The following is a 15,092-nucleotide window of genomic DNA, read 5'->3' on the forward strand; positions in this document are numbered from 1 at the left end:
CAGTGAGGTAGGCGATCTTATCGCTTATACTTTCAAGGTAACCAACGAAGGCAACGTAGACCTGAGCAACATCCGCGTAACGGATCCATTGCTAGAGTTGCCTAACCCAGTGGTGGCTATTGCTTACCAATCGGGAGATGACGGCGACGGCATCTTGGAAAGTGGCGAGGAGTGGATCTACACTGCGAACTATGCAATTACACAGACAGACCTAAATACGGGAAGCGTAACAAACCAAGCTACCGCTGTTGGAACCCCACCAGTAGGTGCAGATGTTAACGACCTATCAGGAACAACTGTTAATAATAATGAAGCGACTGTAACAGAAATCTGCCAATCGGCTAAGATTGCAATCGTTAAGAGTTCTGTTTACGATCCAATCGTGAACGGAGAGTGTACCAGTGAGGTAGGCGATCTTATCGCTTATACTTTCAAGGTAACCAACGAAGGCAACGTAGACCTGGGCAACATCCGCGTAACGGATCCATTGCTAGAGTTACCTAACCCAGTGGTGGCTATTGCTTACCAATCGGGAGATGACGGCGACGGCATTTTGGAAAATGGCGAGGAGTGGATCTACACTGCGAACTATGCAATTACACAAGATGATATAGACACAGGAAGTGTGACCAACCAAGCTACAGCTGTTGGAACACCTCCATCGGGTGACGATGTTGAGGACCTATCAGGAACAACAGTTAACAATGATGATGCTACTGTAACGGAAATTTGCCAGAACCCAGACATCGCCATCGTAAAAACTGGCGTCTTCAACGATGTTGACGGCAACCAGTGTTCTGATGCGGGCATCGATATGATTACCTATACGTTCACGGTTACCAATGAAGGAAACGTGAGCCTGTCAAACATAACAGTTACCGATCCATTGTTGCAAGCACCAAACCCAGTAGTGAACATAGTGTTCCAAGGTGGTGATACGGATAGTGACGGTCAACTGGATGTAACAGAGACTTGGATTTACACCGCTACCTCTTATACCATCACACAAGATGATATAGACACGGGAAGCGTTACCAATCAGGCTACTGCTGTTGGAACCCCACCATCGGGTGACGATGTTGATGATCTTTCAGGAACTGATATTGCCAATGACGACGCTACTGTTGTTGAGCTTTGCCAGAACCCAGACATCGCCATCGTAAAAACTGGCGTCTTCAACGATGTTGATGACAACCAGTGTTCTGATGCGGGCATCGATACAATTACCTATACGTTCACAGTTACCAATGAAGGAAACGTGAGCCTATCAAATATAACAGTTACCGATCCATTATTGCAAGCGCCAAACCCAGTAGTGAACATTGTGTTCCAAGGAGGTGATACAGATAGTGACGGTAAACTGGATGTAACAGAAACTTGGATTTATACCGCTACCTCTTATACCATCACACAAGATGATATAGACACGGGAAGCGTTACCAACCAAGCAACTGCTGTTGGAACCCCACCATCGGGTGACGATGTTGATGATCTTTCAGGAACTGATATTGCCAATGACGACGCTACTGTTGTTGAGCTTTGCCAGAACCCAGACATCGCCATCGTAAAAACTGGCGTCTTCAACGATGTTGACGGCAACCAGTGTTCTGATGCGGGCATCGATACAATTACCTATACGTTCACGGTTACCAATGAAGGAAACGTGAGCCTGTCAAACATAACAGTTACCGATCCATTGTTGCAAGCACCAAACCCAGTAGTGAACATAGTGTTCCAAGGTGGTGATACGGATAGTGACGGTAAACTGGATGTAACAGAGACTTGGATTTACACCGCTACCTCTTATACCATCACACAAGATGATATAGACACGGGAAGCGTTACCAATCAGGCTACTGCTGTTGGAACCCCACCATCGGGTGACGATGTTGATGATCTTTCAGGAACTGATATTGCCAATGACGACGCTACTGTTGTTGAGCTTTGCCAGAACCCAGACATCGCAATCGTAAAAACTGGCGTCTTCAACGATGTTGACGGCAACCAGTGTTCTGATGCGGGCATCGATACAATTACCTATACGTTCACAGTTACCAATGAAGGAAACGTGAGCCTATCAAATATAACAGTTACCGATCCATTATTGCAAGCGCCAAACCCAGTAGTGAACATTGTGTTCCAAGGAGGTGATACAGATAGTGACGGTAAACTGGATGTAACAGAAACTTGGGTTTATACCGCTACCTCTTATACCATCACACAAGATGATATAGACACGGGAAGCGTTACCAACCAAGCAACTGCTGTTGGAACCCCACCATCTGGAGATGATGTGGAAGACCAATCAGGAACTGAGATAGACAATGATGATGCTACCATCATCGAACTATGTCAAAATGCAGACATTGCAATTGTAAAAACTGGCGTCTTCAACGATGAAAACGGAAACGACTGTTCAGATGTTGATGAGACTATTAGTTATACTTTCACGGTAACAAATGAAGGTAACGTGAGCTTAAGCAACGTAACAGTAATAGATCCATTGATTGCTACTATTACTGGTCCAACAGGTGATACCGATGCAGATGGTGAACTGGATGTAACAGAAACTTGGATATATACTGGATCTTATGCCATCACACAAGATGATATAGACCTAGGGGAAGTGAAAAACCAAGCTACTGCCGAAGGTACCGCTCCTGATGCAACTGTAGTAAGTGATCTTTCTGATGAGAGTAGTGTTCTAGAAAATGATCCTACAATAACTGAGCTTTGTCAGAACCCAGCTATTGCCATCGTTAAAACTGGAATTTTCAATGACGAGAATGGAAATGACTGTTCAGATATTGATGAGACTATTAGCTATACTTTCACAGTAACAAATGAAGGAAATGTAAGTTTAAGCGATGTTATTGTTACTGACCCACTAATTGCTATCATCACTGGTCCAACAGGTGATACTGATAGCGATGGTGAACTTGATGTGACTGAAACTTGGATTTATACAGGTACATATGCTATAACTCAAGAAGATATAGATGCTGGGGAAGTAATAAACCAAGCTACTGTAAAAGCAAACGATCCTATGGATAACGCTGTGATTGACCTTTCTGATGAGAGCAGCGTGCTTGAGAATGACCCAACAATAATTGAGTTGTGTCAAAATCCAGCTATTGCGATTGTTAAGACAGGAATCTTCAACGATGAGAATGGAAATGACTGTTCAGATGTTGATGAGACTATTAGTTATACTTTCACAGTAACAAATGAAGGTAACGTGAGCTTAAGTAACGTAACGGTAACAGATCCATTGATTGCTACTATCACCGGTCCAACTGGTGATACCGACGGAGATGGTAAACTTGATGTAACAGAAATTTGGACTTATACCGGCTCATATGCTATTACACAAATTGATATAGATGCTGGACAAGTTACTAACCAGGCCACTGCAGAAGGTACTGCACCAGATGCAACGGTAGTAAGTGATCTTTCGGATGATAATAGTGTACTCGAAGATGATCCAACAATTGTTGAGTTGTGCCAAAACCCAGTAATAGCTCTTATAAAAACTGGAGTTGTTAATGATACAAATGGAAACGGTTGTGCAGATGTTGATGAAACTATCAGCTATACTTTCACAGTATTCAACCTTGGAAATGTTACATTATCAAATGTAACAGTAACCGATCCATTGGTGAGTGTAGTAGGAGGGCCAATAACATTGACTCCAGGTGCTACGGATGGAACATCTTTCACTGCCACATACACTATCACACAAGCTGATATTGATGCAGGAGAAGTTATAAACCAAGCTACTGCCACTGGTACTGACGCTTCTGGAACTACAGTTAGCGACCTGTCTGATGACAATAGTGAATTGGAAAATGATCCAACCATTACTGAACTTTGCCAAAACCCTGCTATTGCTTTAATAAAAGTAGGTGTGCCAACAGATGAGAATGGTAACGGATGTGCTGATCTTGGTGAAACAATTGTATATAGTTTCAGTGTTAAGAACACAGGAAACGTTGCATTGACCAGCGTAACAATAACAGATCCTTTGGTAGCCGTAGTAGGAGGTCCAATAAACTTGGCAACAGGTGAAGATGACACTACAACATTCACAGCGATATATACCATAACACAGACTGACGTAGATGCAGGTTTTGTTGAAAACCAAGCTATAGCAGATGGTATTGCTCCAAACGGTGATGTTGTATCCGATCTGTCTGATGATAATAGTTATACAGAAAACGATCCAACCATTGTAAATGTTTGTAATATAGTTCCACCAGTTGGAATGATATCTCTTGAGAAAACAGGAGTGTTTAACGATGAAAACGGAAATGGTGCGTCAGATGTAGGTGAAACGATCAGCTATTCTTTCAGTATAACTAATACAGGACAAATTACTTTATATAACATAACCATAACCGACCTATTGCCAGGTATTCAGATTTTAGGTGGTCCAATTGCACAATTGCTGCCAGGAGAAACTGATGACACTACATTCACAGCAGTCTATATAATTAATGATCAAGATATAGGAAACGGTGAGGTGGTTAACCAAGCAACGGTAACCGGAGAGGATGAAGATGGAAATATAGTAACTGATGATTCTGATGATCCAACAGATCTAACCAACATTGATAACAACGGTGATGGTGAACCAGATGATCCAACGGTTGTTGTATTGCCAGATGTATTGCCAACTACTTTTGAAATATTCAACGGTATTACACCAAACGGTGATGGTCTTAACGAATACTTCCAGATTGTAGGTATCGAAAATTATCCTAACAATAATGTTAAGATATTCAACAGATGGGGTGTACTAGTCTTTGAAACCAATGGTTACGGTGGCTCAGATGGAACTCAGAATGTTTTCAGAGGTATCTCAGAAGGACGTGTAACTGTTCAAGAAAATAAAGAATTACCAACAGGTACATACTTCTATATTCTTACCTTTCCAGCAGATAACCCTGGTAAGAGCAGCTATAACGGATATTTATATATTAATAGATAGAAAAATCAAAAATTCCTGGGAGGAAATTCCCTCCCAGGATTAAAATACATAACTATGAAACACAGTTATCTAACACTACTAATTTTGATTTTACTTGGCACGTTTTCAAGTAAAGCGCAGCAGGATCCACAGTACACTCAGTATATGTACAATACGCAGGTGGTAAACCCTGCATATGCCGGAAATCGTGAAGCATTAAGTTTTGGTTTATTATACAGAACTCAATGGGTCAATTTTGGTGACGGAGCACCCAATACGGGAACCTTTACAGTAAATTCACCAGTTGGGGACAATATGGGGCTAGGACTGTCTGTAGTAAATGACAGAATTGGACCATCAATTGAAACTAACTTTAATATTGATTATTCCTATAGTATCAGAACTTCTGAATCTGCAAAGTTATCTTTCGGTCTAAAAGCGGGGCTTGACATTTTGAATGTCGATTTCAGCAAACTGAATATATATGACGGTAATGATCCATACTTTTCAGAGAATAACATTGATAACAAACTTCAACCACAAATTGGAGCGGGTATATATTATAATACAGAGAAGTTTTATGCAGGACTTTCGGTCCCAAATTTCTTAACCACAAAGCATTTCGATAAAAATAGTATTGCCAACACCACGATTGAAACAACCGCGGCAGAGCGTATGCACTATTTTTTGATTGCTGGTTATGTGTTTGATCTTAGTGATAACTTAAAATTTAAACCCGCAACTTTGTTCAAGATGGTGAGTGGTTCTCCTTTACAAGCCGATGTTTCTGCCAATTTCTTGCTGTATGATAAAGTAACTCTTGGTGCTGCCTACAGATGGAGTGCCGCTATGAGTGGATTGGTTGGCTTTCAAGCTACTGACCAGATATTCATTGGTTTCGCTTATGATTATCAAACAACAGATATTGAAGCTTACAGTGATGGCTCCTATGAAGTTATGCTTCGCTTTGAATTGTTCAATAAACCAGAACGAGTGCTAACCCCGAGATTCTTCTAAAAAATCAAGACTATGAATACAATAGTACGTAACATATTACTTTTTACCTTGGTAGTTTTTACTGCCGGTAGTACCTTTTCTCAGCAGAAGGATATTAATAAAGCAAACAAAGAGTTTGATAAGTTTGCTTATATAGATGCCCGCGAAATCTATTTAAAGGTAGTGGCTGATGGATATGAATCTGCCGAGATTTTCAAGAAATTAGGCGATACATATTATTATAACAGTGATTATACAAACGCTGCAAAGTGGTATGATAAACTTGTAAAACAATTTCCTGATCAAACGGAACCTGAATATTATTACAGAGCCGCACAATCTTTGAAAAGCTTAGGGAAATACGACGAATCTAATGCCCTTTTAAAAGATTATGTAGCAAAAGGCGGAAAAGGTTTGGTAATCAAATCTTATGAAGATGATCCAAATTATTTGAAAAGTACAGTTTTTAAATCTAGAGATTTCGTACTTGAAAAAGTAGGAGTAAATTCTTCAAACTCAGATTTTGGAGCATCATTCTATGGAAAAGATAAGGTAGTTTATACTTCAGCGGGAAACACTACTGGAGTTAAAATAAATGAATGGACCCAAGAACCTTTTTTAGATTTATTTGTAGCAGATAGAGCAGCTAATGGCGAATTGAGTAACCCGATGAAATTGGGAGGAGATGTAAATACTGAGTATAACGAGTCTACAGCTACATTCTCTAAAGATGGAACTACCGTTTATTTTACAAGAAACACCTATTTGGACGGTAAAAAAGGTCTTGATAAATCTAATAAGTTTAAAACCCTAAGATTGTCGCTATATAAAGCTACTAAAACAGGAGAATATAACTGGACCAATGTTGTTAAATTACCTTTTAATAGTAAGGAATATTCCGTAGCACATCCAGCCTTAAGTCCAGATGGTAAAAAGCTCTATTTTGCTTCTGATATGCCTGGTACTATCGGTATGTCTGATTTATGGTATGTTGATATTCTTGGTAATGATAAATACGGAACTCCCGTAAACTTAGGCTCAGACATAAATACTGAAGGTAAAGAATCCTTTCCGTTCATAAGTGAAAAAAATAATCTGTATTTTTCAAGTGACGGGCGTTCAGGTCTTGGTGGTTATGATATTTTTGTAACACCACTTGACGATGCTGGAAAACCTGGAAAAATCACAAACTTAGGCGCACCTTCAAACAGTGCTCAAGACGACTTTGGTTTCATAATTAATGAAGACGATCGTATTGGTTATGTATCATCAAATAGAGGAGGAGATAGAGGAAGTATTGATGACGATATTTATTTAGTAAAAGAAATTTGTTCCATTACAATAAATGGAAAAGTGTTTGATGAAGAAACAAAAGATCCGTTGCCAGGAGCTCAAGTTACTCTATTGGACGAAAACAATCAATTGGTTAGTCAAACTACAGCCAAGAACGATGGAACTTATAGCTTTGTTAGTGATTGCGGAACACAATATACCGTAAGAGGGGTAAAGGATGGTTACAATCCGTATGAGAAAATGATTGAAACTCCTATGTTATCCGGAACTATAGATGTACCACTCCCATTAAAGAGAATTGGACCATGTCCTCCAAACGATTTAGGTTGCAAACTAAACCTTCAGCCAATCTATTTTGACTTTGATAAATCAAACATCCGTCGCGATGCTGAAATTGAGTTAGCTAAAATTCTTGCAGCAATGAGAGAATACCCAGAGCTAATTATTCATATTGAATCTCATACTGATTCTCGCGGTAATGACAACTACAATATGTCTCTTTCTGAGCGTCGTGCCCAATCTACTCTTAAGTGGTTAGTTGGAAAAGGAATTGATAAGAACAGATTAACTGCTAAAGGTTATGGAGAGTCGCAACTTGTGAATAAATGTTCAAATGGTGTGCCTTGTACAGCTGAAGAACATCAACTTAACAGAAGATCAATGTTTATAATAAAGAATTAATTAACCAAATTAAGTTATGGAAAGCGTTCAATACTTGCTATTGAACGCTTTTTGCTTTTAAAACAGCCGCCCTTTTCGTACTTTTGAGCCAAAACGTGTTTTTAGATGAAGGAAGAACAAGTAGTCCTCGTTAATGAAAATGATGAAAAAATAGGGCTGATGCCAAAACAAGAAGCCCACGAAAAGGGTATTCTTCACAGAGCATTTTCAGTTTTTGTTTTTAATGGGAAAAATCAATTGATGTTGCAACAACGCGCATTGCACAAATACCATTCACCCGGACTATGGACAAACACCTGCTGTAGCCATCAGCGAGATGGCGAAACTTCTCTCGAAGCTGGTAAAAGAAGATTGTTTGAAGAAATGGGTTTCAGTACAGATTTAAAAGAAACCACTTCATTTATTTACAAGGCACCTTTCGATAATGGACTAACAGAACACGAATTAGATCATATATTGATAGGTAACTTTGAAGGAACTCCTAATATTAATGCAGAAGAAGTTGCATCTTGGAATTGGATGGATTTGGAAGAAGTAAAAAAAGATATTCAAAACAATCCCGAAATTTATACAGCTTGGTTTAAAATCATTTTCGATAAATTTTACAAACATCTTCTTATATGAGTCTAACCGTTTATAGAAAGGCACATTTTAATGCCGCACATCGCCTTTTTAAAAAAGAATGGAGTGATGAAAAAAACTTTGAAATATTTGGAAAATGCAGCAACCCACACTTTCATGGCCACAATTATGAACTAGAAGTTGGTATCACAGGTGATATTAACCCCGAAACTGGGTTTTTAATGGATCTAAAAATATTGAGTAATATTATTAAAGAAGAAGTGGAAGATTCTTTCGACCATAAAAATCTAAACATTGAAGTGCCAGAATTTAAGAATCTAAATCCCACAGTTGAAAATATTGCGGTAGTTATTTGGGATAAAATTAGAAACCACATTGATTCAAAATACGATGTTTCAATAAAACTATACGAAACCCCTCGAAACTTTGTTGTTTACAACGGCCAATGATGCTTACTGTCTCTCCATTATATCCACTAAAATTTCACCCTATTTTTAAACAAAAAGTTTGGGGTGGAAAAAAGCTGAATAAAATATTGAAAAAAAATGTTGTTGGAAATGTGGGGGAAAGTTGGGAGATTTCAGGTGTGGCAGAAAATGTTTCAGAAATATTAAACGGCCCGCTAAAAGAAAAATCCCTTAACTGGTTGCTTGAAAATTATAAAGAAAAATTAGTAGGAGAAAAAGTTTACAACCTCTTTGGAAATAAATTCCCATTGCTTTTTAAATTTATTGATGCACGTGAAAATCTTTCCGTACAAGTTCATCCCAATGATTTCTTAGCTAAAAGTAGGCACAACTCTTTCGGAAAAACGGAATTGTGGTATTTAATTGATGTGGAAAAGAACGCAAAGCTGATTTTGGGTTTCAATGAAAAGATGGATCAGAAAAAATATATAAAGACTCTTTCTGAAAATAAAATTACTGAAGTTTTGAATTCCGAAGCCATCAAAAATGGAGATGCGTTTATGATTGATCCTGGAACCATACATGCAATTGGTGCAGGTGTTCTATTAGCTGAAATTCAGCAAACATCAGACATTACGTACCGAATTTACGATTGGGACAGACCTGATACTAACGGAAAAATGCGCCAGTTGCATACAGATTTGGCTCTGGATGCAATTGATTTTAATCAATCAAAACCAAGATTGGATTACATAGAAGAAAAAAATTCACCGGTACATATTGGAACTACCGATTTCTTTTCTGTTAATAAACTTGTACTTTCCCAGACGTATATACGTAATTTGGAAGAAATTCCTTCATTTACGGTTTATATGTGCTTGGAAGGAAATGCGATAATTGAAACAGATGATTTTTCAGAAGAAATAAAAAAGGGCGAAACCATGTTGATTCCCGCACAATTACCTGAAATAAAAATCACTACAAATTCTGCAAGCTTTTTGGAAGTGTACATTCCTTAAATGTTCGTACCTTTGCCGAAATTATAAATATTGATAATTATTTAAAAAACGCTTTTAGCGGAAAAATTATGGCAAACGTAAGAGACTTAAAAAAAGACATTAACTATGTTTTGGGCGATATTATTGAAGCAGTCTACATTTGGGAGTTAACTAACCCAGATAAAGAAAACAAAAAGGCTGAAGCACTTATCGACGAGGCAATCACAACTTTTGACGAACTGATAACTAAAGTGAACCAAAAGGATGTTGAAAACAAAAAGAAACACTTTAAAACAGTGAACGTTGAACTTGAGGAACGTGGCAGAAAGCTAATTGATAAAATTAACGCTCTATAAAACAGTATCTGTTTTTTTTCGGCTTATTATAAAAGACTCCAATTCCTTACCGTATTTGGAGTCTTTTATTTTTGGTTCAAGCGCATTGTAAACTGTGTCTAAGTATTTAATGTTTGAATCATAAACTTCGCTCAGTATTAAATAAGGCGCCACTTCTTGATTTTGGTGATTTAGCGCAAAATTTATGGTCGCTAAATATTTACTGGTAAGCAAGGCTCGCTGCTTCTTTTCGATTTTCATTAGTGAAGAATCGGAAACTTTATTACCTAATTTCAACCTTTCTTCAATCAAGCTCAGGTTTTTAATCACATAACGATCTTTCAGTTTTAGATATTCTTTTAGTGCCTTATCATTATCAGAACCTGATACAACAGCTGCATTTCCAAAATTTTTAAGGTTTGTTTGAATGTTTAAATCCGCGTTTTCAGCAAAGAAAGTAATACGATCGTCACGTAAAGTTCCGTCTTTCAATCGAACGTATAAATAATAAATTTCTGGACTTTCCACTTTTTCAGAAAAAGAAAAATCTGAGTTTCCATCAACAGATATTGAATCTACAGTAACTAAAACAGTATCTTCAAATTTTTGGAGCAAAAGTGTTCCTTTTTTTAGTCCTTTTACGGTGCCGGTAAGGTTCATCGTTTCTGTGTGCGTATTACAACTTATAACTGTTAGGAATATAATTGCAATTGGAAGAAAATAGCGCATTTCGTTTTTTTTAAGGAATGCAAAGATGGATATTTTTTTTGAAAGTTTTATCCTGCCGAAGCTAATTGCATTAATACTGTACACAGAATTGCGCCCACCGTTCCAATGGCGTACCCAAACACAGCCAATAAAACACCCACGGTCGCTAAAGAAGGGTGAAAGGCAGAAGCAACAATAGGTGCTGATGCTGCACCGCCTACATTTGCTTGGCTTCCAACGGCCAAGAAGAAATAAGGAGCTCTAATTAATTTTGCAACTAATATCATTAATCCAGCGTGGATTGTCATCCATACAAGCCCGATAACAATAAGGCCCCAATTATCAAAAATTAGGGTTAAATCCATCTTCATTCCTATGCTAGCCACTAAAATGTAAATAAAAACACTGCCAAATTTACTAGCTCCGGCACCTTCGTAACTTTTCGCCTTTGTAAAAGAAAGTAAAACGCCAATTATGGTAGTTATGGTTATCATCCAAAAGAAACTAGAATCAAGAAAGGTGAAGATATTTCTTGTTATGCCTTTTGGGATTTCATCTACTACCGAAGTGAAAAAAGAACTTAAAAAATTACCTCCAAAATGTGCAAAACTCACAGTTCCGAAAGCAATGGCCCCAAGAATCATCAAATCTGTCAAAGTTGGGTTTCTATCTATTTTTTTAGCGTAATCGGAAACTTTTTCCTTTAAACTTTCAATTGCTGAAGTATCTGCTTTCAGCCATTTGTCAATTTTTGCAGATTTACCAATTCCGAAGAGAACTATTGCCATCCAAATATTAGCAACAACAATATCTACAAAGACCATCCCTCCATACAATTTTTGATTATAGCCGTAGATTTCGAGCATCGCAGTTTGGTTGGCGCCTCCACCAATCCAACTTCCGGCGAGTGTTGATAGTCCGCGCCAAACTGCATCTGATCCAACACCACCAACAGTTTCGGGAGATATAGTTCCCACAATCAAAACGGCTACAGGACCACCAATTATTATTCCAGCCGTTCCTGCCAAAAACATAATAAGCGCTTTTGGACCAAGATTAAAGACACCTTTAAGGTCAATGCTAAGTGTCATTAGCACCAATGCTGCGGGCAATAAATACCTGCTGGACATATAATATAAATTGGAAGCTCCCACAGTGGCTTCCCCAGAATCTGATACTGAAATCCATTCGGGAGAAATAACCCCGGCAGTGGTTAAAAGTGCTGGAATAAAATAGGCCATAAATAATGCTGGCACAATACCGTAGAATTTTTTCCAAAAGCCATCTTCTCGTGACGAGGTGTAAAAAATGAAGCCTAGGGCTACCATTAAAATTCCAAAAACGATGGTATCATTGGTAAAAAGAGGTGTAGAGTCTTTTATGATTTCGATGGTTGTATCTTGCATTTTTGATGGTTTTGTTGCAAAATACAATTATTTTTTAATTCGGTTTATTTTTTAATGAAATCGCTGATCCTATTAATTAATTCAGGCATTACGGGAAGATTGTATATGTTATAGGATTTGCTGTTTTCTAGATCGTTCCCTTCAATTTTTTTGAAAAGGTGATTCATATTTGGAATGATTTCGTATTCGGCATCCGGTTTTGCATTTTTCAAAAGCTCCGCTTCGGAGACTTGGACCTGTAAATCTTTATCACCGTTTAGGATCAGCACGGGAGTTTTCAATTTCGTCATTTCAATTTTTGGATCATACTGCATCCAACTATAAATAAATGGTTGAATTTCTTTTCTGAAAATTGAAGCCAATCCCGGACTGTAATTAATTGCCACGCCGTTTGCCCTTAAATCGTCAAAAGAAGTACGTGCATTATCAACAAGTCCTGGAGCCTGCTGGGTTAACTGGTCTATAATAACATCGTCAATTTCTTGTCCCGCTCCTGCGATGGAAACAAATCCGTCAGCCCCATTTTGAGCTGCAACCATACCTATAAGTGAACCTTGGCTATGACCAATTATATAGATTTTTGAAAAGCGTTCGTCTTTTTTAAAGTATAGAAGTACTGCATTAGCGTCATCAATAAAATCTCCGAAATGAATATTCTTTTCATCCAGGCTTCTCCGCTTCATTTGTTTTACAATCCTTTTGTCATACCGAAACGTTGCAATATTTTTCTCGTAAAGTCCTTCAGCAAGAAAACGTAAATTATTGTTTTCCATCATTTGTTGGTTTCCGTTTCTGTCTGTAGGACCACTGCCGCCAATGATAATTGCCAAAGGAATCTTTTCTTCGTTTGAAGGAACTAATAGTGTTCCATCAATTAGAGGAGTAATACTTAAATCTTTGGAATTGTATGTTTTATTTTGCGCCGTGGCTACTCCAAAGAAAAAAATGAAGAAAAGAAAGCTGTATTTCATGGAGTGAATTTTATAGGTAATAGTGCACCAAACCTCATCCTTTAACATAGAAAGTGAAACAATATTGCTTAGCCAGTATTTTATATTTAAAATTGAAAAGCAATTTTCATAAATATATTAAATAATCATGAATGTGTTATTTTTTAATTTTTTGAAAACTTTTGAATCTATATTGTATTTTGGGATGCTATCTTTGCCGAAATTGATTTAATATTTCCCTACAAAAGTTATATAATATGAAAAAGCTTGCAATAGTTATACTCGTTTCTCTATTTTCAAACGGTTTATTTGCTGAAGATGACTGGGGTAAAACTGGGCACAGAGTGGTGGGTGAAATAGCGGATAATTATTTAAGTAAAAAAGCGGAAAAAGAAATTTCGAAATTACTGAGCGGTCATTCCTTGGCGTATGTTGCAAATTATGGAGATGATATAAAAAGTGATCGCCAATATGATTCATTCAGTCCTTGGCATTACGTAAATTTTCCTTTTGGAGAAAAATATGAATTGAACGAAAAGAGCGATAAAGGCGATATAATTCAAGGCATCAATAAATGCATATCTGTATTAAAAAATACTAATAGCCCTAAAGAAGAAAAGCTTTTCTATCTAAAAATGTTAGTTCATTTTATGGGCGATTTACACCAACCTTTGCACATTGGTTTGGCTGATGACAAAGGGGGGAATGATTTTCAGGTGCGCTGGTTTAGCGATGGAACAAATTTGCATTCTGTGTGGGATTATAGGATGCTTGATTCCTATGAAATGTCTTACACAGAAATTGCTGCAAATACGGATGTACTTTCCAAAGAACAGGTTAAAGCAATTAAAAGCGGGACTGTTATAGACTGGATGTATGAAAGTCGTGCTTTATGTGAAGATATTTATGAACACACGGAAATAGGGGAAAAGCTAAGTTATAAATATATGTATGATTATATGGATACATTACGCTCCCAGCTTCAAAAAGGTGGTATTCGATTAGCAGGACTTTTAAATGAAATTTTTAGTTAGGAGCAACTTTTTTTCTTCACTTAGGTATATTGAAAAGCCCAATACATTAATCCAAATTGTAGCGGAAGCCTAAGTATTAATACCCATTTTGGTAATTTCATCGCTGCTTTTTCATTCTGAAGCATATAAATGTGGATTGGCAAGAATACCAAAAGCATAATTATTATTGCCCAAGCTGCTGCTGCTTGGGTATTTTTGTTCAATATCATAAAACCCAAGATCATTTCTGCAATTCCGCTTAACAAAACCATACTGCTATGTGCTGGAATATATGGCGGCATGATGCGTTCGTAGAGTTTTGGCTTCCGAAAATGATTCATTCCTGCGAGTATAAATAAAACCCCTATAAGATATTGGTGCCAAGGTAGCATAGAAATATATTTTTAGATTTTAAAAGTAATCTTTTTGAGTGTTTCATCACCCTTGATTTTATTAAAAAGTAAAAGCCTCCCTATGTTTCCATAAGGAGGCTTTCATTTAAATTAAGTAATCTCTGAAGAATTACTCTTTAATCAAGCGCTTCACAGTGCTTGCATTGTCACCAATAATCTGAACAACATAAACTCCAGCTGCAAGCGATGAAACATCTACTGCTTTTTCACCCTGCATTGTGCGAAGGTCTGTCTGGTTTACAAGTTTACCGTTTATGTCATAAATCATCATTTTCTCTAGAGAGATGTTGGTCTTGTTAACAAGGTTCACAACATTGCTAGCTGGGTTTGGATATAAAGCA

The 15,092-nt window shown here is 37.5% G+C and carries 13 protein-coding genes; 8 read left to right on the plus strand and 5 right to left on the minus strand.

Going from position 1 to position 15,092, the window contains the following annotated elements:
* From AEQU1_RS00065 to AEQU1_RS00095, 7 genes are all read left to right on the plus strand, one after another.
* On the plus strand, window positions 1-4,990 hold a 4,990-nt coding region (locus AEQU1_RS00065; RefSeq protein ID WP_146743682.1), incomplete at its 5' end, for a gliding motility-associated C-terminal domain-containing protein.
* Window positions 4,991-5,044: 54 nt separating this feature from the next.
* Window positions 5,045-5,986 carry a type IX secretion system membrane protein PorP/SprF gene (locus tag AEQU1_RS00070; protein WP_111877796.1) on the plus strand — a complete coding sequence of 314 codons (942 nt, stop codon included), beginning with the start codon at window positions 5,045-5,047 and terminating at the stop codon, window positions 5,984-5,986.
* Between the two features lie 12 nt (window positions 5,987-5,998).
* Complete coding sequence (locus tag AEQU1_RS00075; RefSeq protein ID WP_111877798.1) at window positions 5,999-7,939, plus strand: OmpA family protein; 1,941 nt, start codon at window positions 5,999-6,001, stop codon at window positions 7,937-7,939.
* A gap of 105 nt (window positions 7,940-8,044) precedes the next feature.
* Window positions 8,045-8,563 (plus strand): isopentenyl-diphosphate Delta-isomerase, encoded by a 519-nt coding sequence (gene idi, locus AEQU1_RS00080; protein ID WP_111877800.1) that lies wholly within the window; start codon window positions 8,045-8,047, stop codon window positions 8,561-8,563.
* Complete coding sequence (locus AEQU1_RS00085) at window positions 8,560-8,970, plus strand: 6-carboxytetrahydropterin synthase (protein ID WP_111877801.1); 411 nt, start codon at window positions 8,560-8,562, stop codon at window positions 8,968-8,970. The genes idi and AEQU1_RS00085 overlap by 4 nt, the downstream gene beginning before the upstream one ends.
* Window positions 8,967-9,947, plus strand: coding sequence for a type I phosphomannose isomerase catalytic subunit (locus AEQU1_RS00090; protein ID WP_309300240.1), 981 nt, complete (start codon window positions 8,967-8,969; stop codon window positions 9,945-9,947). The genes AEQU1_RS00085 and AEQU1_RS00090 overlap by 4 nt, the downstream gene beginning before the upstream one ends.
* 68 nt (window positions 9,948-10,015) lie before the next feature.
* Window positions 10,016-10,282 (plus strand): hypothetical protein, encoded by a 267-nt coding sequence (locus AEQU1_RS00095; RefSeq protein ID WP_111877805.1) that lies wholly within the window; start codon window positions 10,016-10,018, stop codon window positions 10,280-10,282.
* Here AEQU1_RS00095 and AEQU1_RS00100 read toward each other — a convergent pair.
* The 3 genes from AEQU1_RS00100 to AEQU1_RS00110 are packed head-to-tail and all read right to left on the minus strand — an operon-like array spanning window position 10,277 to window position 13,346.
* Window positions 10,277-10,990: a DUF4369 domain-containing protein gene (locus AEQU1_RS00100; protein ID WP_111877806.1), complete on the minus strand. Its 714-nt coding sequence runs from the start codon at window positions 10,988-10,990 to the stop codon at window positions 10,277-10,279. The two genes, AEQU1_RS00095 and AEQU1_RS00100, sit on opposite strands and share 6 nt — an antisense overlap.
* A gap of 47 nt (window positions 10,991-11,037) precedes the next feature.
* Entirely contained in the window at window positions 11,038-12,375 is a 1,338-nt protein-coding gene (locus AEQU1_RS00105; RefSeq protein ID WP_111877808.1) for a DUF819 domain-containing protein, read from the minus strand.
* A gap of 44 nt (window positions 12,376-12,419) precedes the next feature.
* The gene (locus AEQU1_RS00110) at window positions 12,420-13,346 is read right to left on the minus strand and encodes a S9 family peptidase (protein WP_111877812.1); all 927 of its coding nucleotides are present in this window, start codon (window positions 13,344-13,346) and stop codon (window positions 12,420-12,422) included.
* 236 nt (window positions 13,347-13,582) lie between these two features.
* Here AEQU1_RS00110 and AEQU1_RS00115 point away from each other — a divergent pair, with 236 nt between their 5' ends.
* The gene (locus AEQU1_RS00115) at window positions 13,583-14,359 is read left to right on the plus strand and encodes a S1/P1 nuclease (protein WP_111877809.1); all 777 of its coding nucleotides are present in this window, start codon (window positions 13,583-13,585) and stop codon (window positions 14,357-14,359) included.
* A gap of 20 nt (window positions 14,360-14,379) precedes the next feature.
* On the opposite strand, the gene AEQU1_RS00120 is transcribed toward AEQU1_RS00115, so the two are convergent.
* On the minus strand, window positions 14,380-14,730 hold the full coding sequence (locus AEQU1_RS00120) for a MauE/DoxX family redox-associated membrane protein (RefSeq protein ID WP_111877811.1): 351 nt from the start codon (window positions 14,728-14,730) through the stop codon (window positions 14,380-14,382).
* Window positions 14,731-14,860: 130 nt separating this feature from the next.
* Window positions 14,861-15,092 (minus strand): T9SS type A sorting domain-containing protein (locus AEQU1_RS00125; RefSeq protein ID WP_146743683.1); only part of this gene is annotated, 232 nt, incomplete at its 5' end.

It is taken from the genome of Aequorivita sp. CIP111184 (assembly GCF_900489465.1).
GTDB lineage: Bacteria > Bacteroidota > Bacteroidia > Flavobacteriales > Flavobacteriaceae > Aequorivita.

Excerpts from the sequence above, each read along its gene's own strand:
- AEQU1_RS00120 (WP_111877811.1), bottom strand. The coding sequence starts at position 14,730 with ATGCTACCTTGGCACCAATATCTTATAGGGGTTTTATTTATACTCGCA.
- AEQU1_RS00090 (WP_309300240.1), top strand. The coding sequence starts at position 8,967 with ATGATGCTTACTGTCTCTCCATTATATCCACTAAAATTTCACCCTATT.
- AEQU1_RS00110 (WP_111877812.1), bottom strand. The coding sequence starts at position 13,346 with ATGAAATACAGCTTTCTTTTCTTCATTTTTTTCTTTGGAGTAGCCACG.
- AEQU1_RS00070 (WP_111877796.1), top strand. The coding sequence starts at position 5,045 with ATGAAACACAGTTATCTAACACTACTAATTTTGATTTTACTTGGCACG.
- AEQU1_RS00095 (WP_111877805.1), top strand. The coding sequence starts at position 10,016 with ATGGCAAACGTAAGAGACTTAAAAAAAGACATTAACTATGTTTTGGGC.
- AEQU1_RS00075 (WP_111877798.1), top strand. The coding sequence starts at position 5,999 with ATGAATACAATAGTACGTAACATATTACTTTTTACCTTGGTAGTTTTT.
- AEQU1_RS00105 (WP_111877808.1), bottom strand. The coding sequence starts at position 12,375 with ATGCAAGATACAACCATCGAAATCATAAAAGACTCTACACCTCTTTTT.
- AEQU1_RS00085 (WP_111877801.1), top strand. The coding sequence starts at position 8,560 with ATGAGTCTAACCGTTTATAGAAAGGCACATTTTAATGCCGCACATCGC.
- idi (WP_111877800.1), top strand. The coding sequence starts at position 8,045 with ATGAAGGAAGAACAAGTAGTCCTCGTTAATGAAAATGATGAAAAAATA.
- AEQU1_RS00100 (WP_111877806.1), bottom strand. The coding sequence starts at position 10,990 with ATGCGCTATTTTCTTCCAATTGCAATTATATTCCTAACAGTTATAAGT.
- AEQU1_RS00115 (WP_111877809.1), top strand. The coding sequence starts at position 13,583 with ATGAAAAAGCTTGCAATAGTTATACTCGTTTCTCTATTTTCAAACGGT.